Origin of the sequence: Desulfofustis glycolicus DSM 9705 (assembly GCF_900130015.1) — a bacterium.
Lineage (GTDB): Bacteria > Desulfobacterota > Desulfobulbia > Desulfobulbales > Desulfocapsaceae > Desulfofustis > Desulfofustis glycolicus.
In genome coordinates this window covers 1-22,499 of record NZ_FQXS01000045.1, presented here as the reverse complement: position 1 = coordinate 22,499, position 22,499 = coordinate 1, and the positions used below count along the sequence as shown (strand labels likewise).

Below are 22,499 nucleotides of genomic sequence, written 5' to 3'. Positions count from 1 at the left end.
TAGGGAACCTTGAAAAATTGTCATTTCGCCCAATCTCATCGTTGCGCAATCAAATTCTATCCTCGGAATATCATGTATATGCCTGCGGAAAAATTTTCTTGCGCGCCTCGATCTTGAACGAAATTCCGAATTTTTCAAGGTCCCCATTAGCTAAAAAATGACCACAATCGACTTGAGATCTTATTCTTTTCTGGCAATCTATAGGATCTAAATGGATTGGGATATACATATATTAACTACAAGACACCAAAGAATCTACGAAAAAAGAATAAATTACTTTCGCGGCAGACGAAAAATATCGTCAGGCAAATTCTCCAAAAATGCCGATGCTAGCAACTTTTGCCCTACAAGGTTTGGATGGATATCATCTCGATATGGATTAGTACCATTTTCCAATGAATGTTGAAAATAAGGCTTGAGTTGTACAGAATATAATTCCAGCGATTCACAAACTTCTTTAATTCGTTTGTTACCGTGCTTGGCTTCACCTCTTTCTACTTCTTCCTTCTCCCAATACTGAAACACAAGAACAAACTGTGACTTGTCTTGAGCTAACAACAAAAATTCTTTTAAATTTTCCAGTCCAATATCACTTCTATTTTGAAAATCATTCCCTAACAACGGACCAATATCATTTGAATTATCAGACTGCTTGAATTGTTGGAAATATCGAGGTAAATATCTCGTAATCCCTTCAATTACGGCCAAAGTCGGTCTGGAAGTCGGGTGTGTACTCTTATCGAGCGGTTGAAAAGTTGGATTGTCAGCAAAGTCATGACTGGAAATAAGCAATATTACAACATCAGCATCAAAAAAACCGTATTCCTTCGCATAAGAAAGCCAATTGCCGGGTCCCCAACTGCCAGCTGACACGTTGCCAACAACAACTTGTTTTCCCGTCTCCTTCGTAAGCTTTTTTTGCAAAATAGTCGTTGCCAACGAGTCGTGATCTGTCAGGTTCCCACCATTTAAAACAGAATCTCCAAAAACCATAATCCTAAATTCGTTGGCTGATATCTCAGTAAATGGATTAGTTCTCATTCCGTAGTGATTAATTAGTATTCGATTACCAAATCTATAAACATCTTGATCTGGTTTGAACATATATTCTATCCTCGGATGTTCAACGGAAAGAGGAGGATTTCCTAGGCCGAGATAGTATCGAGCAAAAACTTCGCAACCCACAAGAACAAAAGAAACCAAGATCAACACTAAAAAGAAACCTTTCCTCTTAATCATCATAACCTAATTCGCAAAAACACCAAGCAAGGAGCTTTTAAGCTGTTTGATCCATTTCCCTAATCCATAATCACACACTCAGGTTCTATGCTTCCTTCAAGAACCCACGTGTAAACTTCCTTCATTTTGGTCGCAATAGTCGGCCAGAAAAATCTCTCAGAGACTAATTGCCTTCCTCGCAGGCCCATCGATCTTCGCTGATCGGCACTCATGGCAAAAAGTTTTACCAATGCCTCTCCAATGCTAGCAGATTCATGTGTCATGAAAACAGCAGCGTTAGCCGCAAACCCTTCCGGAAGATTGCACTCCGGAGTCATCAAAACCGGAAGACCATGTGACCACGCCTCGAGAACTGCCATCGGCAGGCCTTCGCTTAAAGACGGCAGGATAAATGCATCGGCACGAGTGAGACTTGCATGCTTGTCTGCATCGAATTGCGGTCCGACGAAATGGATATTATCCGCGACATCCAATTCCGCTGCCAAGTTCTTCAATTGCTGCTCATGTCCCTGTTGATCCCATCCTGCGACAACAAGATGCCAGTCTCTAAAACTTGTTAATGATCGTTCTCTGATCATTTTCCATGCAAAAATCAGGTTGGATAATCCTTTCTTCGGGTGTATACGACCGAGAAACAGCAAAACTTTACATCCGGCAGGCAAGGACAATGCCCACTCCGGGACTGTTGCCACGGTATCAAGCTTCGGCAGATCTACACCGTTGGGAATGATCGCAACAGGATTTTTCAAGCCATACAAACGAACAGCACGGTACTCCTCTTGGCACAAGGCATGTATACAGGCGGCTCCGCGTAAATGCTTATTTTCATATGCTATCGCCGCAACTCGTTTTTTCCAGACTGAATTTTTTAGTGCCCAAGCATCTAGCATGCCTCGGGGTGAGATCACGTACGGGACGCCACGTTTGCTAACACTGCGCGCGGCTAAGGAAGGGTACATCCACAACCCATGAACATGTACCAAATCGAGCCCTGCTAAAGCTACTTGCTTGCGAAAACCAGGTTGGTAGCCAAAAGCCACGGGCCCGAAGGTTGGTAGCACGTACAACGGGACGGTGCCCCAAGAAGCCTTATCTGAGTTAGAATACTTGTCTTGACCAGCAAAAACCTGTACATCACCTCCGAGGTTTCTGACGCTTTTTGCGAGCGATCGAACTGACCAAAAGAGTCCACCGGCCGTTCTTGACATCGATGCAGTAAAATAGCCAATTTTCATACGCGCAAAAGGAGCGAAAGAACGCAGCGAGGGAGGATGTGTACCCTCTTTTTAGGTGCGTTGATGGCAACCGCGGCGGCCTTCAACAGGCTATCAGCAAATAATTCCGTTGACCAGTTTTTAATGATCTCCTCGCTGGCTTTACCCAAAGTCTTAGTGTCATATTTTCCTGTGCTCATTGCGAATAAATGACTTACCAAAGCGTCTCGATCACTTGGATCAAATTTGTAGCCATTGATTCCATCGTGAACCAAATCTGTGGCGCAACCGCATCGATCGGAAACTAACACAGGCAAACCGGATGCCATTGCCTCATTGATCACCAGGCCCCATGTTTCTTTAGTGCTTGCTTGAACATATGCTTTCGCTAAACCGTAATAATTGGGCAAATTTTTATACTGTATAAAGCCGGGAAACAAGACATCTGCACTGAGGTTTAGGGTGTTAACAAGATTTTCTAACTTTTTACGTAGCTCCCCATCACCCAGAATAACCAATTTCCATGCGCCATTGCCAGCTAGATGCCGATACCTGCCATATGCTTCGATAAGAAAAAACAAATTTTTTTGAGGAATAAAACGATTCGATGAAAGAAAATAATTAACAGGCAACCGATACTCTTTTCTTAGTGTCGAAACACGACTCCGGGCAGAGTGCGCACCAACAGTAAAGTACTCGTTGTCTACCGTATCATAACCAGTAAATATACTTTTCTCAGTCATCCCAAGTTTCAGCATATATAGTTTATGCGGAGTGCCGCCAACCAGAGCGGATGAGTAGAAGTGAAGAATATTTTTTTTTATCCACTCTTTCCACCATACTCTGGGATGATCATGATTCGTTGAATCCGACATGACAACAGCCGGGATTCCATAAAGTGAACTGAGACTCAGAGAAACTAATACATGAAAACCGTACCATCCAGGAAGAGCAACCACGTCAGGAGCTATTTGCAACAGCGCATTTTTTAACGCTTTTTCAATCACATATTTTGATTTATTATGGATATCACTATCTGTAAATAATGTTATCAAGTTGAGGTTATTCTTTTCTTCGATAATGTCCCACTGATATGTGTTATCAACGGCGGAATATTCAACTACATACAAGTCACATATTTTTGACAAAGCATTTAGCCGCGCTAAATGATAAGACCCAATTCTGTGGATAAATATGGCAATTCTCATTAATAATTACCTAGAATGCCCATCTTCACTTGGCTTGTATCCTTATACCTATTTCATCACCGTTGACCAACTGAGAATATACAAAAAATATAAAGATAAGTGAAAATGAATTCCCGATATTAAGCATATATCGCTCAAAAATGGCGATTACAAGATAAGCAATTATACAACCTAACATGAACATCTTGATCATTGATCCTCGATACTTACTAAGTTTGTAAATACTTATCGATATCATTGCAAAAATGACGAAAGAGCCAAATATTCCTATTTCTGCAAGAAGCGATAGATAACCATTGTGGGCAGAACTTTGTGTCGTCATATGGTATTCGTGTGCTCTAAATCCTACCCCAAAAAATGGATTATTCAAAAATAATCTCCAAGCTTCTTGCCATGCAAAAACGCGCCCAGTTGCTCCGCTATCAAGACCTCGATACTTGCTATCAACAGCAAAAAAATCAAGCAAATATTTCCATAAATATTCCCCATACAACAGAGATATAATAATTAATAATACTATACAAAAAGAAATAAGTGATACTTTTAGAAAATTTATAGTAATTTTCAATCTTGAAAAATTGATTATCATTACCCCGGCAATGAAAGAAAGTACCGACGATCTAGAACCAGTTTCTATCAAAAAATATAAAAAAATTGCAAGTAAAACAAATTTAATTACGTTGCGTTTGATGATGAAACAACAAAGCATTAAGGAAGACATTAGCATTCCAATCGAGTTTGGATTTAACAAACCACCCAATCTTCCGCTAATTGTTTGTTCTTCATTTATGGCAAGTAACACACAAAAAAACAAACCGAATGCAAGATATATATGAATATATCTTAAATTATAAAAATCAATAGACGATGAGTATATGTACATTTGAAACAAAATTAGTAACAACAAATGTACATGCATTAAAGACAAAAAAGGGTTATATGACTCAATCGAAGATATAACAGAAATTGAATAAAATATTGCTAATGCAAATAGATATTTTGATTTTATAAATAACCGAAACCATTTATCTATTGACTTAAAGAATAGAAAAGGCCAGACAACAGAAATAAATTGAAATATATTATAAATATTTGTCTGTTCTTTAAATATAATTTTAACAATTAAAGATCCTATTAATATTACACCTAATTGCAAACCAAATATATTGGCATAGTAATTATCTCTTATACCAGTTTTTTTATACATAACTAAACCGGTGACGACAGTGTGTTCAGCTGATTAAGAAAGCATTCTTTGTAAGCATCTAAATTCAATTGTGATTGTTTCCTCAGTGCACCTTTTGAACAATTCGCCAAAAAATCCGGATCATCAATCCATTTTTGCAATGCTTCCGCCACCGCCACCGGTGAAAATGGCGGCACGATTTGTCCACAAATGTTATGTTCGACAAGAGTACCGGTATTCGGTGTGCAGACAACGGGCAGCCCTGCCATCAGTGCCTCATAGGTCACGGTAGCACTCCCTTCACATAGGGACGGCAACAAAAATGCATCCGCCCACTGATAATAGGGCAGAATCTCACTGTTTGGCACAACTCCCGTCAATTCAACATTGGCAGGCTTGCTTTGCAAAACGGCCTTAGGAAAGGCGCACCCTCCAACCATCCGAAACATTGCCTGATTCCCAAGTAATCTGGCGGCCTCCCAGACCACCGGGCTACCTTTACGCAGCCCCACCTCTCCAACCGTTAGTACCCGCAACGGTCCAGATGGCCGAATCCCACGTTTGATTATGAACCGGGAATCAACACCATACGGTACTACTTTGCATTTTTCTATCGGCCCCCCACGCTCAGCGATACCCTGACGAACAAATTCGGACCCACAAAGAATCAAATCCGCACAGGTCCACTCCTCCTCTTCTCTCTCAATAAAAGCATCGACATACCCAGGAGAGAGCGGCCAATCTAACCACCCCGGGTAGTGTATTTGCGCCTGAGTTAAAATTTCCAATTCGAGTGCACGAGGAGCAATCACTTGTTCCATGACAACCCGCAAGCCTGCTTTCCGGGCCGCGGACATCAATTCAAGCCCGGCGCTGCTGAAAGAATAGGTTGCGGTCGCGCGTCCTAACCCTTTCTTGACGATAGCCTCACAGAATTCTTTATTGAAACGGAGATGATTTACAATCGATTGTTCAGTTCCTCCTCGGCTCCTCGATTTGTAATAATCCCATCCCAGACGAGTCATTGTGTGAATTTTCTCTTTAGGCACGCCATGCGGTATCCTGCCAAGAAGCCGACGCAAACCTTGAGGCTGCAGGTACCGGGGTAACCAGGAGAGTAGCCGAGGCCAGTTTTTTACAGCACAGAGATCGGTGTATAAGGCCGACAACATTCCAGCCTCATTGAGCATCTGAGGTATGGCATAATGCCTGCGCGCCCCGAGTTGTGCGACAAGGAACATATTTGTTCTCATACTCATTAAAAACTCCAGGTCATAAGACAAAATGTAAATAGAACAAGCTTGACGCGTGACCTAACTTGCAATCAGAACTGTTTACTGGATAACTTTCCCCGGAAAAACATGAAATCAGCCGCTTTCAGACGCAGGTCCGACATCACAGCATCTTGATAAAATCGGAATGATACAAACATAAGTCCTAAAAAAACAAAGACTTCTCCGATAAAATAGCCGCACGCAATTCCTCTCGCTCCCCAAAGCTTGGCCATAAAAAATCCAGACAGCCCCATGACCATCAAACCAAAAATTTTAGACAATATACCAGCAATTGGCTGTCCCTGTCCGCGAAGCGCCTGAGTGAGTATCTCACTGAGCCCCGCCAGAATCATACCTGGCAACAGAATATATGATAAGACGACAGCCGGTTGGAATTCAGAACCGTAAACGAGCGGTAGCAACCAGGGCAACAACAAAGCAAGGCCTCCCGCCGCTGCCAAAGAGAAAATTGTGCTGCGTCGCAACACAACTGCTATTAAGGCGAAACCGTAACGTGGCCTTTCTTGAGCAGCGATGGAAAACTGCACTATGCCTAACGCTCTGTTCAGCACATTAACAACACCGGCAGCAGCGAACGCGGCGACATACCAACCGATCTCTTCTGCCCGCAACAACCAAACCAACAAAACCTTGTCCACTTGCATATAAAGAATGGTGATTATACTCGCTGCCACAAAGGGATAACTTTCTGTCAAGAGTATCCGTGCTGGCACTACAGCTTCGCCTGAGGCAAGATTGCCATGTCTTGCCATCAAGCGCAGAAGCACGACGGCACCATTTGCCACGAGCAACGAAAAAACTGCCCAAAAGACTCTGTCGGCAACCAGAAACCAGCACAGTACAAGTCCTGAAAAATACACTGGATATAGCGCAGCCCTTGTAGCGTTCAGCCAACGGAAGTTTCCGCTGCCGTGATCGATACCGAGCAAGTTCAAGGCAAGATGATTCAGTGGAATATAGAGGAGGAATAAATAGGCAGCAGGCATGAGGTGTTCTTTATCTGCGGGCAGCAAAATCGGCAGCAGCAAACCACAGACCAGGGCAGTCAGGGTGCCGGTAATCATCGAGGCTCGTATCGCTGTCTTGAAAAGTCGATCAACCGGCCAGCCTTGGCCAGCCAAGCGGGCAATTGCCATATTGACACCTAAAATGCCGATGCCGGCAAAAATGCTAGGCCAGAGGATTACAGCGGCAAATTCACCGCGCCCGGCAGGACCAAACAGGCGGGCGAGCAATATCCCTTGCAGTACAGTACAACCCTGAATAAAAAGACTGGTTAAAAACGTTCCGTAATATGCATTTCTCCCCGGATAGCGAGGCTGATTTGTTGACTGGTCAACAGTGTTCAAAACGTCCCTTTACCCTCTTCTTATAGTCCTGTTGAGTCTTAGCATACGAGCCTCAGTGTTCAGGTTCGCCGGACAAAACAATCTTGGCATTGATTAGAAATACTTTACCGGTAGTTTTTTCAACTATTATCAACCCTTCCTTTCAAGATCCTCCATCCATATCGACTGCTTGGTGTACATATCGGCATAGATGCCGTTGCGTGTCATTAATTCTTTGTGGGTGCCGTCCTCGACGATCCGACCATCGTGGAGTACGCAGATACGGTCGGCCATGCTTACCGTCGAGAAGCGATGGCTGATAAGCAAGGCGGAGCGGCCTGCCATCAATTCTTTGAACTTGAGGTATAGGTGATATTCGGTGTTGCCGTCAAGCGAACTGGTCGGCTCATCGAGGATAACCAGTCTGGCATCCCGGAAAAAGGCGCGGGCAATAACGATCTTCTGCCACTCACCCTGGCTCAACTCAACCCCACCAATAAACCAGCGGCCGAGAATTGTCTCATAGCAATTCGGCAGGTTTTGTATCAGCTCTTCTGCGCCGGCCCGGTTGGCGGCAGTTGCAATCGCCGCTACGTCGTCTAAGCGTTTGATATCGCCAAGCCCGATATTTTCCCGAACGCTGAGGTGATATTTGACGAAGTCTTGAAAGACCACGCTGATCTGTCTTCGAACGTCAGACAAGGCCAGGTTTCTCAAATCGGTGCCTTCGATGGCGATGTTCCCCTGTTCCGGGTCGTAAAGGCGGCAGAGCAATTTGACCAAGGTGCTCTTACCGGCACCATTGGCGCCGACCAAGGCGACCACTTCACCGGGCTTGATGGTCAGAGACAGCCCGCTGAGAACAGGTTTTGCCTGACCGGGGTAGCGAAAATGAAGATCTGTGAGGGTTATGCCTCTCTGACTTACCGGCGGCAACGCCTCCGGTTCAGTTGGTTCGACGAGGGTGTTTTGAACGTCTAAAAAGGAAAAGAAGTGGGCGACAAACAAATTGTCCTCGTACAACCCGGCAATGCTGTGGAGCAATTCTTTCAAACTGCTCAGTCCGCGCTGGAAGGCCTGAAAATACATGACCATGTCGCCAATGGTAATCAGCCCTTTAATGGTGCGGAAGCCGATCAACAGGAAGCAGGCCATCAGGATGATTATCGCACAAGCCTGAGCGACAAAATCGGCGATAGCGCGCTGACGGGACAAGGCCAGCTTTTCGCCGCGAATGACGCCTCGCAGACAGTTGAACGTCTCAGAGAAAAAGCCACCAAGATCAAATAACCGCAGCTCCTTGGCAGAGGCGTCGGCGGTCATCAGCCAACTGTAATAATCGGCCTTTCGTTCGATTGATGTGCGCTGCTGCTGCCAGTGATACATCTTTTTTGAAAAGACAATTTGCACGAGCACGCCGGGAAGCGCTGACGCAAACAAGAGTACGCCTGCCGACCAGTGGAAGGTGAACAGCAAGCCAACCATGGCCACCAGCGACATACCACTTTGCCCCAAACGATTCAGGCCGTTGACGATGCGGGTCGGCCGATAGGGTCCTTCCTGCTGCGCCCGGTGCAGCGTATCAAAGTAGTTTGGGTCCTCGTAATAGGCCAGGTCCAGATCAACCGATTTCCGATGCATGGTGTCATAGACAAAGTCCGTAACGATGGTACTTTGGGCCTCGGCAGAATAGTCTGCTAACTTGGTGGTGCCTGCCTGTGCCAGAGCAACCACGGCGGCGGCACCAATCAGCATGATCAGCTTGGAAATGCCGGTTTCAAGCCCGCCGCTTTGGACTGTTTCGGTTATGGTGTCGACGATCAGTTTGAGAAGGTACAAAGAGAGAAGCGGGAACACTCCCTGGACAAGAACCAGAGCACCGTTGAGCAGCGTCCAGGAGGGGCTCGCACGCCAGACTAGGCGAAAGGCCCGATCAATACGAACCGCATTTCTGATTTTTGAGCTGACTGGTTGGCTCATGAGTTCTCAAAAGCACCCGTCATGCATACCGCGGCAGTGATCTAAGAATTTATGGGCCATCACACGAATACACGATTTCCATCTGCCGTTGTTTTGAACAAAAAACATCTACCCATAAGACAGGAAATACTCTTGCGTTATCAATTGCAAGCTTTACGTGTGTAAACAGATTTTATTCTCTTGGGTGCCGACAGGCAGTTCTCGAATCCTTGCGATTTCTGTTTGAAACAGATAATCTGGTTCCCGCATGTCATGCTGCGCACTCGCCCTCGAAACAGGTGTCTCAGCGCCGTGATTGGCTATCGGTTCGACGGGTATTCCGGCGGAGCATAAACTGCTGCCGTTACCTGCACCATACTACTCATCTCATCAAAAAGCGTCTGACCGTATACGAGATAAACCTTATTTCCTCTCGGCGCAGTTTGATCTCAACCAACTTTTATAGTCACCTGTTGATGTTATGGCGATGTATGTAACCAAACGAGATGTGCTGGAAAATCTTCGCTTGCCGCTCAAAGGCAGCCTTGACCTGACGTATCGATGCAACAACAACTGCCGCCATTGCTGGCTCTGGTTGCCTGTCAACGCGGTAGAGAAAGCCGATGAGCTTTCCTTCGGGGAAATCCGAACGATTGTCGATGAGGCACGGGCCCTTGGTACCCGGGAGTGGGACATTTCCGGGGGAGAAGCAATGATTCGCCCGGATTTTACCGAGATCTTCGACTATATTACCCGTCATTCCCGGTTTTACACGTTGCGCACAAACGGTACCCTCGTCACACCTCAGATCGCCCGATTAATGCGCCGTCCAGGGGCGAAATGGATCTCTCTTTACGGCGCCACGGCAGACGTTTATGACCGGGTGACCCGCAACCCTGGTGCCTTCGAGTCCCTGATGCGAACGTTTGCGCTGCTGAAAGAATACGGGGTGCCGTTTACCGTCCAGCTTTTCCCGCTGCGAGATAACTGGCACCAATGGCCACAAATGATCGAACTGGCAAGATCCATCAGTCCTGAGTGGCGAATCGGCGCCGCCTGGCTGCACTTGTCGGCAAGCGGTGATCCGGTCCGAAACGACGAAATCAGACGCCAGCGCCTCGATCCAGCCGATGTCATCGCACTTGACCCACCGTTCATAGATGGCAGCAGCGACATGAGAGACGATCGGGAGTGTCAGGTTCATAAGACCGAGTCTGGATTGTTTGCCGCCTGTATAGAGTCCGGAGATCGCATTCACATTGACCCCTATGGGCAGATGTCTTTTTGTGAAATCATCAAAGATCCGGCGCTCCGCTATAACTTGAGACACGGATCAGTCAAAGAAGGATGGGACGTTTTTCTTCCGTCTCTGGCCGAGAAAGTAATAGGATCGAACGTCTACAAGAATGGTTGCGGGCACTGCGCACTCAAGGAAGATTGCCGCTGGTGCGCCAGCTATGCATGGATCGAGCATCGAGATTTCTCTGAAAAAATAAATTATCTTTGCAATATAGCAGAAGAAAACAGACGTTATAAAAACAATTGGCAGACACACCACCGCCGTTATTATCAAGCAGCAGGAATCACCATACAAATAGACTCCGACAAAGCTATCACCGAATCTACCTTTACCCCTGCCGTACAAACATTTGCCGTTGATGGTCCGGGAGAAGATACCGTCAGAATACACCACCACTTCTCTCTTGACGGTGTGGCGTTGCATGATCTGGGTAACGAGATCTACCACGTGGCGCCTTGGACGGTTTATCGCAAAGACGCGTCATGGATTTACCTCTGTAGCCTCGGGGACACAATCTACAGTGTATCGGTTTTCAATGCGGACCAGAGCCGCGGCCGGATATACCACGCAAATGACGAATTCTGGGAAAAAGGGCGGTTAAATACAATCACTGTCCCGGTTACCGACCAAATCCTGCTTGTTCGCCTGCTGGCCGAACGCCAGGCTCTCATCCTCCATTCCGCCGGCGCTATCCTCGACGAAAAAGGTCTGCTTTTTGTCGGCCATTCAGACGCCGGAAAGACAACGACAACACGACTGTTCGAAGGTCACGCCGAAATTCTGTGCGATGATCGTAATATCGTGCGTTTGCAGGGCGACACATTTGACGTCTACGGAACTTGGAGTCACGGCGATTCGGCATTGGTCAGTGCCGCCTCCGCACCGTTGAAAGCCATATTCTTGATTCGTCAATCACCAGACAATCGTCTCACCCGCTTGACTCGCAAAACAGCTTTCAACAAACTTCTTCCATGCGTTGTGCGCGGCTACGCCGATGTCGAATGGTGGAATAAAACGTTAACTCTGGTGGAGAGGTTGACTCACGATATTCCCTGCTACGAGATGGAGTTCAACCAAACCGGAGGCATTGTACCGCTGGTACAGTCATTGTGCTCATGAACTCATATGTCATGAAGACTTCGCGTTGGCAGGGGCCACGCTCCCTGCTGCCGGCACTGGACATTGAATTGACGGAGCGGTGCCAGAATAATTGCTGCCACTGCTGTATCAATCTCCCGGAAGACGATCCGGCAATCACACGCGAGATGACCGCACTGGAAATTAAAAGAATTTTGCAGCAAGCTGTCGATCTGGGGTGTCTTCAGGTCCGCCTTACCGGAGGAGAACCGCTGCTGCGTCATGACTTTGAGGATATTTATCATTACGCCCGTCAACTGGGGCTACGGGTGATGCTCTTTACCAACGCCCGTCTGATCACGCCTTCTCTTGCCGATCTTTTTGCCAGAGTACCGCCGCTGCTGCCCATCGAAGTCAGTGTTTATGGCATGACATCAGCGACATATGACGCAGTCGCACGTATCCAAGGCGCTTTTGCCGAATTTTGGCAAGGTATCGAATCTCTTCTGCAACGCAACGTGCAATTCATCGTCAAATGGGTCGATCTGCCAATGAACCGGTTTGAACTGGAAACATTCCAGCGGTGGGCAGCCACGCTCCCCTGGGCCGATCAACCACCAGGGATCAACAGGTCCTTGCAACTGCGCAGCCGGCGCGATGCCCCAGACAAAGACAGGCTGATCCAAAGCCTTCGTAGTGTTCAGGAAAAACCATTAGTCAACGAGGACATTAGAAATTTTTGCCGCAATTTTCTGGGACCTCCCGGGGTACAATTGTTTACCTGCGGCTGTGGGGAGAAACCGTGTGTTGATGCCTACGGGCGGCTACAGCCATGCCTGGATATGCGGGCACCGGAATTGAGTTATGATCTGCGCACGAGAAGCCTCCGCGATGCGATGCTCCGTTTTTTCCCGGCGCTGAAGAGTCAAACGGCAACTGATCCGCACTATTTGGAGCGCTGTGCCCGATGTTTTTTGAAAAGTTTGTGTGAGCAGTGCCCCGCTCGATCGTGGTCGGAAACCGGTTCACTGGACACACCGGTTGAACACCTCTGTCGAATAACGCATGAACAGGCTCGCGCCCTTGGCCTGCTTGCTGAAGATGAGCGGGGGTGGAAGATTATCGACTGGCGGAATCGCATTGATAACATTGATTCATTGTGATAGTTATTAACCATATGATCGGATGGTGTGCTCGGTAACCATAGTGGCGGTGCTGCCCAATGGTTGCCAACCGGCTTACTGATCTTTTTAAGGCAGTTGTAATGGTGTTTGAGGACCGATCACCATCATGATCGGAATCGAAAAACGAGGCAGGATATCATGGATAAAAAAATGTGGCGGACTCCGGAACTGATCATTCTTGCTCGCGGGAGAACTGAGGAAACAGTGCTGACCAACAATTGCAAGTATGTTGGTCATAATAGTGGCCCCACTGTCAACTCGCAAGGTTGCGGGGCAGACAAAAAAAACTGCGGCGCATGTCAGGGACGGTCCGGCGGTGTGTCTTGACTTCAATGCAACCTGCTAAACCAGATCTTCTCGATACTGCTAACGTCTATCTCCCGTCCGAAGACATTGTTTCGCGCGAGATCGAAGGAGAATTGATCCTGATCCCGATCGTAGCCGGAATCGGCGACGTTGATGACGATATCTTCTCTTTTAATGACGTTGCCCGTGACATCTGGCGCCGTTTCGACGGAAACCGTTCCCTTGATGACATCATCCAAGAGCTTGCGGAAGAATATGAGGCGCCGATTGATAGGATCAAAGCAGACGTGATCGGGTGGACGTCAGAGTTGTTGCGACGCAAAATGCTTGTTCAAAGATAGGCCCGCCCGCCGTTGGTGCATTCTGCATAATGGCACGCTATTCTTCATCTTTACCCACCACCGTTGATAGTTCAGCCACAACCGGTGTATTGTTGCCTATTGCTCAGGAAATTCTGGCCAGAGGAGCAAAACTGCGTTTTTGCGCTCGAGGCGATAGCATGTTGCCCTTCATCCAAGATCGTGACGTGCTGACGATCACACCGCTGTTCTCTTCCTTGCCCCGTCTCGGGGAGGTCGTGGCCTTTATTCATCCTGGCAGCCACAACTTCACTGTTCATAGAGTGATCCGTAAACGAAGAAATCAGTACTTGCTGAAAGGCGATTCCGTAAAAACGGTCGATGGATGGCTTCATCTTTGCGACATTCTGGGACGGGTAATTTCCGTGGAACGATCAGGGCAAGCCGTTCTGTTTGGCCTTGGATCCGAGCGGATTGCTATTGCCTTGCTCCAACGGCACCGTTACATGTGCAATCTCGTACAGCTATATGATCGTTTTGCCCGGAGAAAAAAAGGGTGAAGAACCCGAGAATAGCTCTAGCGCAACTAATGCTGCGGACCGGCAGCATGATTAAATCTCTGGCCATGATGGTCATGCGCCCTGAGGATCTTATCGAGTTTGGCCGGATGAGTTATGCCAGTCAGAACACGGTTGCACGATGGAGTAATCCATCTTTTCTGCAGGATGGGCTCAACTCTTTTGAACAACACCTGTTGCAGCATTGTCCTGTTCGCTCAGGCAAGCTACTACTGCTAGGTGTAGGCGGAGGGCGAGAGGCACTGTCACTTGCTCAAAGAGGCTATCGAGTGACAGGTGTGGACTTCGTTGCCGACATGGTTGACCAAGCAAAAGCCAATGCCGCCCGGTTTGGTTACTCTATTGACGGCTTGGTCCAGGAGATTTCAACCCTTGATATCCCTTCTACAAGCTTCGATATGTGCTGGATCTCAAAATATATGTATTCATCCATTCCCACGCGATCCCGCCGTATTGAAATGTTGAAACTCATTGCCCGTGGCCTTCGTGATGATGGCACTTTTGTCTGTCAATTTCACTGGAACCCCTGTTTGCTATTGTCTGAACGAAGCACGCGGCTACATCGCATCGTTGCTGCATTGACCCGGGGATACCGCCAGTATGAACCCGGAGACAGACTATGGGCGCACCAGGAGTTTCTCCATGTATTCCATGACGAGACATCCTTGCGGGAAGAGTTTATTGCCGGCGATTTTAACATCATCCAGATGATAACGAATGAGGACGATGTGATGGGCGGTGCCGTTTTACGAAAAAGAGGTGAAAATCAATGACAGAAGTCGTTGACATCAAAAATTTTCAGCTTTGGGAGCGAATGACTGAAAAGCTCATTCCCTTTGGTTTCGACATCGATGTGACGGCACGGTGCAATTTCAATTGCCGTCATTGTTACATCAACCTTTCGCCTGGAGATCTGGTAGCTCAAGAAAAAGAGATGAGTTTCCGTGAAATCGTCGATATCGCCGGGCAGGCCGTCGAACTAGGCGCATTGTGGTGCGTTTTAACGGGAGGGGAGCCTCTCCTGCGGCCCGATTTTGCCGACCTCTATCTTGCATTGAAACGGCTTGGCCTGATGGTCTCCGTTTATTCAAACGCGTCCCTTATTCAGGAAGAACACATTGCTCTTTTCCAAAAATATCCACCGCGCGATCTCGAGGTAACCGTTTACGGCACAACCGCAAAAACCTTTGAGCGGATTACAAGGCGACCCGGTTCCTTTGCTGCATTTACCGGAGGGCTCCAACGGCTTTTATCGGGGGGAGTGAAAGTAAGGCTCAAGGCGATGGCACTGCGATCAAACCTCCATGAAATGAACCATATTGCCAACTTCTGTCGAAAACATACAAAGGACTACTATCGTTTTGACCCGCTCCTGCACCTCAGGCTGGACCGCAACCAAAAACGCAATAAAGATATCATCGACGAGAGGCTGGCCCCATCGGAAATAGCTGCCATGGAGAGATCGGATCCGGAACGGTCAATGGTGCTGGACAAACATTGCGAGCATTTTATTCAACTCGAAGGTGACGTCTTGCCATATGAAGCATGTCAAACGTGTGAAACTCGCGAGCAATGCGATCGTTACACTCAATTCTCTCGTCTGCTTTATTGTGGCGCCGGCCTTTCCGGGTTCAGCATCTCTTGGGACGGGCAGTTTCGGCTCTGCCAGTCATTGAACGCACCGGGCACAACATACGATCTGCGACGCGGTACACTGCACGATGCCTGGAGACAATTCGTGCCGAAGGTTCGGGCCCTCGGAGTTCATTCAAGCGAGTACCTTAGCAATTGTAAGTCATGTACAATTGTCAATTTGTGCCTCAACTGCCCGGCACACGCCTGGTTGGAATCTGGTGATTGCGAGGCCGTCGTTCCCTATTTTTGCAATGTAGCGCACGTCCGTAAAGAGAGCCTTGAAAAAAACAGGCCACGTTGAAAAACGGCATCCACCGCCAGGCTCTGCGTTAACGTAAATCAGAACATTTCAATGCAGACTGAGGTGAAGAGCACTTACAATGTTCAGGAGGGAGAAACTGTGTGGTTATAATTTTGAATGTTCTGTATCCGCCATAACCGCTTTTTCCAAAAGGAGGTGCTCAATCTGTTTTTCCGACATGAAACGGTTCGATGAAAAGCCGTTTTTGACAGTAAACGAAAAGGTTCCTGCTTTCCAATCAAGGATATCGAAAAAGGCTTCTTTAACTTGAGTCTCTAGTGATTCATGCAGCAATTCAGGCCCGAGTAATCCTTTGGTTATAAGTATTTCTCCCAGTTTTTCTCTTGGAGCCACACTCTTCTGCAAATCCAGGCACTCTTGCAACTGATCGACCGTGATTATGGAAGAAGACAGCAGTCTTTGCCCTAATCTTCGCTGCTGCTCATGAAGGCTGCCCCATATCAAACTGCCCTTGTTGATGACAAGTGTTGCCCGCTGATGGGAGTTATACAATGCTAGTATTCCCGAAAGTTGCGAGAATCCAAGTATCTGGATGACGACCTCAATAGGAATGGCTTCCAATGATCCCTGAAGGTCTGATGCACCATCGATCTGTCGCAAAGGATGTCTTTCCATCCCAGCCCCCCCCCTATACTGTTGTCTATTGATCCTCCGTTTAAGCTGGTTGTTCGCCACGAGAACCTTTAACAAGATTTTCTTTGGTTCACAATAGGCATAAATGCCTAGGGTATTGTCAGTAACAATACGTAGGAGGCTGCCTCAGTCGCGGGTGGCATGCTGTTGTTGGCAGAGCGTTCTTGACGTCTTGGTGGTCCGTCTTTTGCACAATATTCAGCTGTGCTAGCTACTATTCCCCTCACTGCAAAAGAAAACTACATAACCATGAAAAAAGTGTCATATAGGCGAAAAGAACTTTTCCTTTCGGCCTGGGAGCAGGCTTTGATACAATTACGGTAAAAGAGCCTTGCTGGAGAACGGCGACACGGGGGCACCGTGTTGCGTGTATCACAGCTCGAGCTTGGCGTTATTTCTCTGATCAGACAGATTGGGGGGATAATGCTTTTGCAGCTTTCTCAACAAGGAGGTCAGACATGTCGGAAAGAATTCTTATGCCATTGGATGGCTCACAGCTCGGTGAAGCAGCAATTTCCTATATCGATGGACTCATTTCCCGGCTCGCTCCCAAGCATACGGTTGAAATCACGTTGTTCCATGTAGTCACAAATGTTCGCCACAGTGTCTCTTACCAGGGAGGCGGAAGTGTGCCGATCCCGTATACCGATGAAGAGTTGCAGAAATTCAAAGATGAGGCCATGGCCTATCTTGAACGGGTGAGCAGCCGGCTGAAAAAGGAAAAGATTGGTGTTGCCTGCAAAGTCGCGGCCAACGAGAACCCTGCCGAGGCGATACTGGAAGCAAAGGATGAGGTGAAGGCCACGCTCATTGCCATGGCCACGCACGGCAGGGGCGGCATCACCCGTTTTGCCATTGGCAGCGTTGCCGATAAAGTTATGCGGAGCAGTGAGGTACCGGTGTTGATGGTGCGATCGAGCGAGAAGTGAGCCTGGTTGGGGCCGCCTCATCGTCAATCGGCGGGCTTCGGCGCACCACGAAAAAAAGGGTCCCGTCCCCATTTGTTTTCAAAATGGGGGCGCACCCTTTTTCTGCTTTTTCTGTTAGCCGGAATGAGCGGCCGCAAAGTGTTCACGCAGCAGGTCCTTTCCCCAGTCGCGCTCGAAGTCGCGCCAGACGCTGTGGATATGGTTGGCGTTATTCTGGGTATTGTCATACTCCACCAGAAAGTGCGGTCCATGCAGACGGTAATAGTGCGGTGTCCCGGGCGTGCGTGATCCGGCCCAGGCAAAATGAACAGCGCCGATCCCCTGGCAATCAATGGCGTCCATCTGATTGTCCGCCACTTCCGCCGTCATCCGCCCGAGATAGACATCGATGAGCCGCAGCAGCAGGTGCCGCTGATCCTCCTGTAGAGCGGCAGCCGCTATGCCGGCGGGATCGTCCAACCGGACATGGGGATCCCATCTGGTGATGATATCAGGCGGGGCCGTATCGCTGATCACCGCCTGCTGGCTCTGGTTGACATCGAACGCTGCCACCAGCTGCCTGGCTGCGTCCTCCTCGATGGGCAGGGTTCGGAAGCCGGCAAGCGGCCCCTCCGGAACCTTCGCCGGGTTTGCCCCGAAGAAATTGGGCGTGCAGGCGACACTGCGGCCACCGACAATGAGGAAGTTCAGGGAAAGATGATGCCCTTCAATGCGCCCCCCCCAGGCTTCGTTGCTTGCTGGCTCGCCAAATATCGTGACGAAATACTGCTCCGGATTGCGTTGGTGCTTCATCGATGAACCTTCCAGGTCGCCGAGGATCTTCTCCAAGCTCATGATGCCAAGTGCGGTGATCGTCCCCTCGCGGCTCAAACCGCTGGCCAGCAAGGCGCAGGCACGAAGCTGCTGGCCGCTGTCCATCTCAGCGAACGACAGCCCCTGCCGCGGCACCGGACGATAATCCCAGGTATACCGCTCTGCCTCGTTTACACCCCAAACCACCTGCCGGCGCTGCTCGTCCTCCAGGCTTCCCAAAAAAGCGGTCGCCGTCAAAACCATCTGCTTTGCGGTCTGCGGCGCCGCCGCCATGTCCATTCTGTTGTTCCCGTGAAAAAGATGCATGATCGTCTCCTGTTTTTCCCACCCATAGCAAAACGCTAAACATCATTGCGCGCAGGAAAAGAAACGGAGATGCGGAGCCGGTGGAAATCGTTTTGGATACTCAGAAAAGATGATTCTCTCACGCCGTGAAAGGACAAGGAAAAAACCTAATACAAGTAATAATGAAAACGTATCGATTAAAAGTTACAATTATTGGTATGCCAAGATTGTACAGGGTTATTGACCTCAGTGAGAATTGTACGTTCGATGATTTGCACCATGCACTATTTGACTTCTTTGGTCGAGATGATCCGCATTTATATTCATTCTTCATTACAAAAGCGGACAGCAGAAATATGAGAACAATAACCAGAGCTCCGGAAATCACCGATCCTCACAATCTTGAAGAGATGATGGGTTTTGCCAGGAACACAAAATCAGCCTCACAGACAACTATTGGCGCAGTTGGTCTCGCCGAAAAGGATGTTTTCCACTATCTGTTCGATTTTGGTGACGAGTGGTGGCATCGCATCCGCGTCGAAAAGATCATAGAGGGTGGAGCCGTTCGAAAAGGGGTTCACCTCATCAAGGCTGTGGGAGAATCTCCTCCTCAATATGATGACGACGAAGACTATTTTTAGGCTACCGTGGGGCAGGGCGCCGTTTTGCACATAGGCACCCCTCGTGATCAGGCTGTTCGTTACAAAAGGGCGATAGAGATGACGCCCCGCCCGGCCTATTTGACCGAATTGTTGCCGAGATGCAACAGTTGTCGGATATCTACGATCAGGCGATACATCTCTTCCTGATGATGGCACGGTATCAATTCTTCTACGATGCGAACAAGCGAATGGGACGTTTCATGATGAACGGTCTGCTGTTGAACGAAGGCTATCCGGCTATCAATCTGCCGGCCAAACGTCAATTGGAGTTCAACACCTTGATGATCGACTTTTACGACCCCGGTGATCGGAGCAGGATGAACGCTTTTCTCCGTTCATGCCTGGATCAACGGGCCATCATGATCATGAAAGAATAGAAATGGGGACTCCCCCTTCTTCACTGAAATGAGATTTTCTTTTTGTTGTTGACGCACTCTCGAAGGTAGAGATCAATGAGGTTTTGTCTTGGTTCAGATGATTCGTTGTTCCACTTCCAGATCAATTCCGAACTCTTCTTTGACTTGTCTTTGTGTTTCTCTGATGATGGTCAAAATGTCCTTACCGGTAGCACCACCGGTGTTGACGATAAATCCGCTATGTTTTTCTGAAATTTTCGCCCCGCCGACGGTGAATCCCTTTAGCCCCAATTGATCAATCATCGGCCCCACGAAGCGTCCGGACGGCCTTTTAAAGACGCTGCCGCCGCTGGGAAACCCCCGTGGTTGTCTTGCCCAGCGGATCTGTTTGGCAGTTTCCATTTTCTCTTTTATGCGCAGGGGATTGCCCTTGGTCAGCGAAAACCAGGCTTGCAGCACCACCTTGTCATCATGTTTCTGAAAATAGCTGTTGCGGTAGGAAAATTCCATTTTATCTCCGCCGATTTCTTTGATCCGCATATCGGCTACATCGAGATAGCGCACCGTTTTCACGACGTTTTTGATCTCTTCTCCAGCAGCACCGGCATTCATCACCACGGCGCCGGCGACGGAGCTGGGGATATCGTAAAAAATTTCCAACCCGGAAAGCTTATGTCGCCAGGCTGTCTCGCTCAGTTGCAGCATGGTGGCTCCAGCCTGTGCCGAGATTTCATTGTCGTTAACGGCGATGGTGTCAAACGAACCGTTGAAAATCACGAAACACGTATCGTACCATTCTTTGGTCAGGAGGATATTGTTGCCGTTTCCCAAAACAATTTTTTTTGCAGCGGACAAATCGCCATAGAGATGCAATAGATCCGCTTCCGTTTCCGGAAAAACGGCCGTGGCACAGCGCGCCTTCAGGCGATAGGAATTATACTGCGTCAGATCGAAGTTTTCGTAGACTTTCATGGGCCTGGCACGTCTTAGAGGGACTCGGAGGGTACTATACTTGGGGATTTTTTTCAGTGACCGGATCGACACGCAAACCGGTAGCCGCTTCAAGTTCCGGCTTCATCTCAAGCAAATCGAAAAGATCTCTTCCCGAGGCAAGATCCACAAGCAAATCAAGATCGCTGTCAGGCGCGGCGATCCCTTTGGCGCGCGAACCGAACAGGCGCACCCGAGAGGCTCGGAGGCGCCTGATTATCTCTTTGGTCAGCGAGTAATCCCCGTGACAATCCCCATTGAGGATTACTCAGTGCGTTAATAATTCAGTTCGACGCGTCGGTTTTTCTGGCGGTTTTCACGGTTGTCGTTTGGTGCCACCGGCATCGTTTCGCCATAGCCGACGGAGGTCAGGCGAGCGGGGTCGATGCCTTTTTTCACCAGGTAATCGACGACCGCCTGGGCGCGGCGCTCGGAGAGTCCCTGGTTATAGGTTTCCGGCCCGGTGCTGTCAGCATGGCCGGTGATCTGGGCCCGGGCTGCCGGGTTGGTCTTGAAGTACCCGGCCCACTCGTCGAGTTCGGGGAGGAACTCAGTCTTGATAACCGCCTTGTCGAAATCGAACAGGATGTTGTTGGCATCGAGCACCAGCGGCGGCGGTGGCGCCGGCATTGCGCTGGTAGCGGGCTGCTGCCGCTCCGGCACCGGGGTCAGGGCACGGTTGCCCTGGCGCAGGATGTATTTGGCGGTTGCCCGGTCATCCTGATCAACCTGGAATTTTCGGGTGGTATCGGTGTATCGTACGTCTCCGCAACCGGACAACACAAACAACGTGGCAGTCGCCAGCACGACGGCCAGGGTGCGGCCAAGAAACCGGATTACAGTCTTTCTTACGGCTCCATCCTGCATCTCGGGCCCACGCCCGGACAACGACTCGATAGTTTTCATTTTGGCTATCCTTTCAGAAAGTTATTGGCATCTATCCGGCCTGATAACACTCGTTAACCGCTCCATCCATCACCGCTTCTTCAGGGTCAGACCACGTGCACCCTAACCCATTCATTCTTGTACGACAACTTTTTCCTGATAATACCAGTAATTGTCGTGATTGTAAAAATTTTCTGCCAAGAAAGAAAGTGGCCCCGCAAAATAGGAACTACCCTCTTCTCGAGAAGTTTGGCCAACGCAACGATGAGTAACGGTTGGGTTTTATAAATCCAAATGATCACTTTGATAGGAGTAGAAGGATTTTGTAGCGACCCATCTCCTGAATACATCTTCTTCGAATGGGATCCGGTGACGCTTATCTTCCCTCAGAACTTTTGCCTTGCAAACAACTTCGTATTGGAATCTCAGCGGTGATGTATTCAAGCAATAAAGCCACATCGTTTCTGCTCGAGGCATCGACCTGAAGTGGACCCCTGAGTCAAGACAGAAATCCACTGGGTTTAAGCTAGACATTCAACGTCACGTGCAGCGGGTCGGCGCTGCCCCGGTTTAGCTTCTGCCGATACTTCTGGTGCTGACTCCGCGATTGATGGAACCCCTGTGGAGCGTAGCGGAACAGGGGTTCCATCAATCGCGCGTGGGTATTTATTCACAATCACTGCTCCACCGCCCATCGCGGTCTTATATACGACATCAGGTGTCTTTTGCCCCAACGACTGATGAGGGCGTTCGCCGTTATAAAAGCTGAAATACTCGGCCAGGCCGACCGTCAAGTCGATCATCGTGGCATAGCCC

At 48.6% G+C, this 22,499-nt stretch carries 20 protein-coding genes and 2 pseudogenes; 9 read left to right on the top strand and 13 right to left on the bottom strand.

What is annotated here, in order from left to right:
• Positions 1-273 precede the first annotated feature (273 nt).
• The 7 genes from BUC26_RS21200 to BUC26_RS21170 form a co-directional block, all read right to left on the bottom strand.
• The gene (locus BUC26_RS21200; RefSeq protein WP_073379260.1) at positions 274-1,104 is read right to left on the bottom strand and encodes an SGNH/GDSL hydrolase family protein; all 831 of its coding nucleotides are present in this window, start codon (positions 1,102-1,104) and stop codon (positions 274-276) included.
• Positions 1,105-1,298: 194 nt separating this feature from the next.
• Positions 1,299-2,474: a glycosyltransferase gene (locus tag BUC26_RS21195; RefSeq protein ID WP_073379258.1), complete on the bottom strand. Its 1,176-nt coding sequence runs from the start codon at positions 2,472-2,474 to the stop codon at positions 1,299-1,301.
• Entirely contained in the window at positions 2,471-3,661 is a 1,191-nt protein-coding gene (locus BUC26_RS21190; protein WP_073379257.1) for a glycosyltransferase, read from the bottom strand. The genes BUC26_RS21195 and BUC26_RS21190 overlap by 4 nt, the downstream gene beginning before the upstream one ends.
• Positions 3,662-3,686: 25 nt before the next feature.
• On the bottom strand, positions 3,687-4,868 hold the full coding sequence (locus BUC26_RS21185) for an O-antigen ligase family protein (RefSeq protein ID WP_073379256.1): 1,182 nt from the start codon (positions 4,866-4,868) through the stop codon (positions 3,687-3,689).
• A 2-nt stretch (positions 4,869-4,870) separates the two neighbouring features.
• Entirely contained in the window at positions 4,871-6,088 is a 1,218-nt protein-coding gene (locus BUC26_RS21180; RefSeq protein ID WP_073379263.1) for a glycosyltransferase family 4 protein, read from the bottom strand.
• Positions 6,089-6,171: 83 nt separating this feature from the next.
• Positions 6,172-7,491, bottom strand: coding sequence for a lipopolysaccharide biosynthesis protein (locus BUC26_RS21175; protein WP_073379255.1), 1,320 nt, complete (start codon positions 7,489-7,491; stop codon positions 6,172-6,174).
• 129 nt (positions 7,492-7,620) lie between these two features.
• Entirely contained in the window at positions 7,621-9,450 is a 1,830-nt protein-coding gene (locus BUC26_RS21170; RefSeq protein WP_073379253.1) for an ABC transporter ATP-binding protein, read from the bottom strand.
• A 466-nt stretch (positions 9,451-9,916) separates the two neighbouring features.
• On the opposite strand from BUC26_RS21170, the gene BUC26_RS21165 reads away from it, so the two are divergent.
• From BUC26_RS21165 to BUC26_RS21140, 6 genes are all read left to right on the top strand, one after another.
• On the top strand, positions 9,917-11,848 hold the full coding sequence (locus BUC26_RS21165) for a radical SAM protein (protein ID WP_073379252.1): 1,932 nt from the start codon (positions 9,917-9,919) through the stop codon (positions 11,846-11,848).
• The gene (locus tag BUC26_RS21160; RefSeq protein ID WP_073379251.1) at positions 11,845-12,969 is read left to right on the top strand and encodes a radical SAM protein; all 1,125 of its coding nucleotides are present in this window, start codon (positions 11,845-11,847) and stop codon (positions 12,967-12,969) included. Before BUC26_RS21165 ends, BUC26_RS21160 begins: the two co-directional genes overlap by 4 nt.
• 353 nt (positions 12,970-13,322) lie before the next feature.
• On the top strand, positions 13,323-13,637 hold the full coding sequence (locus tag BUC26_RS21155; RefSeq protein WP_073379249.1) for a PqqD family protein: 315 nt from the start codon (positions 13,323-13,325) through the stop codon (positions 13,635-13,637).
• A 29-nt stretch (positions 13,638-13,666) separates the two neighbouring features.
• Positions 13,667-14,155, top strand: a complete 489-nt coding sequence (locus BUC26_RS21150) for a S24/S26 family peptidase (RefSeq protein WP_084540826.1) — start codon at positions 13,667-13,669, stop codon at positions 14,153-14,155.
• A 47-nt stretch (positions 14,156-14,202) separates the two neighbouring features.
• Positions 14,203-14,946, top strand: a complete 744-nt coding sequence (locus BUC26_RS21145; RefSeq protein ID WP_161949918.1) for a class I SAM-dependent methyltransferase — start codon at positions 14,203-14,205, stop codon at positions 14,944-14,946.
• A complete protein-coding gene (locus BUC26_RS21140) occupies positions 14,943-16,109 on the top strand; it encodes a radical SAM protein (protein ID WP_073379245.1) in 1,167 nt (388 codons plus the stop codon). Before BUC26_RS21145 ends, BUC26_RS21140 begins: the two co-directional genes overlap by 4 nt.
• Before the next feature lie 105 nt (positions 16,110-16,214).
• Here the strand turns inward: BUC26_RS21140 and BUC26_RS21135 are convergent, their stop codons facing one another.
• Positions 16,215-16,745, bottom strand: a complete 531-nt coding sequence (locus tag BUC26_RS21135) for a DUF4388 domain-containing protein (RefSeq protein WP_073379244.1) — start codon at positions 16,743-16,745, stop codon at positions 16,215-16,217.
• Positions 16,746-17,221: 476 nt separating this feature from the next.
• Here BUC26_RS21135 and BUC26_RS21130 point away from each other — a divergent pair, with 476 nt between their 5' ends.
• Positions 17,222-17,692: a universal stress protein gene (locus BUC26_RS21130; RefSeq protein ID WP_073379242.1), complete on the top strand. Its 471-nt coding sequence runs from the start codon at positions 17,222-17,224 to the stop codon at positions 17,690-17,692.
• Positions 17,693-17,806: 114 nt separating this feature from the next.
• Here the strand turns inward: BUC26_RS21130 and BUC26_RS21125 are convergent, their stop codons facing one another.
• Positions 17,807-18,811, bottom strand: coding sequence for a DUF3500 domain-containing protein (locus BUC26_RS21125; protein ID WP_084540825.1), 1,005 nt, complete (start codon positions 18,809-18,811; stop codon positions 17,807-17,809).
• Positions 18,812-18,972: 161 nt separating this feature from the next.
• Here BUC26_RS21125 and BUC26_RS21120 point away from each other — a divergent pair, with 161 nt between their 5' ends.
• Both BUC26_RS21120 and BUC26_RS21115 read left to right on the top strand, forming a co-directional pair.
• Positions 18,973-19,431: an IS1096 element passenger TnpR family protein gene (locus tag BUC26_RS21120; RefSeq protein WP_073379241.1), complete on the top strand. Its 459-nt coding sequence runs from the start codon at positions 18,973-18,975 to the stop codon at positions 19,429-19,431.
• A gap of 83 nt (positions 19,432-19,514) precedes the next feature.
• Positions 19,515-19,829 (top strand): annotated as a pseudogene (locus tag BUC26_RS21115) (Fic family protein); the annotation flags it as partial.
• Between the two features lie 93 nt (positions 19,830-19,922).
• On the opposite strand, the gene murB reads toward BUC26_RS21115, so the two are convergent.
• The 4 genes and pseudogenes from murB to BUC26_RS24285 form a co-directional block, all read right to left on the bottom strand.
• Positions 19,923-20,780, bottom strand: a complete 858-nt coding sequence (murB, locus tag BUC26_RS21110) for a UDP-N-acetylmuramate dehydrogenase (RefSeq protein ID WP_073379238.1) — start codon at positions 20,778-20,780, stop codon at positions 19,923-19,925.
• A 34-nt stretch (positions 20,781-20,814) separates the two neighbouring features.
• Complete coding sequence (locus BUC26_RS21105; protein ID WP_279626320.1) at positions 20,815-21,015, bottom strand: nucleotidyltransferase domain-containing protein; 201 nt, start codon at positions 21,013-21,015, stop codon at positions 20,815-20,817.
• 59 nt (positions 21,016-21,074) lie between these two features.
• Positions 21,075-21,704 (bottom strand): OmpA family protein, encoded by a 630-nt coding sequence (locus BUC26_RS24590; protein WP_073379236.1) that lies wholly within the window; start codon positions 21,702-21,704, stop codon positions 21,075-21,077.
• A gap of 641 nt (positions 21,705-22,345) precedes the next feature.
• Positions 22,346-22,499 (bottom strand): annotated as a pseudogene (locus BUC26_RS24285) (integrase core domain-containing protein); the annotation flags it as partial.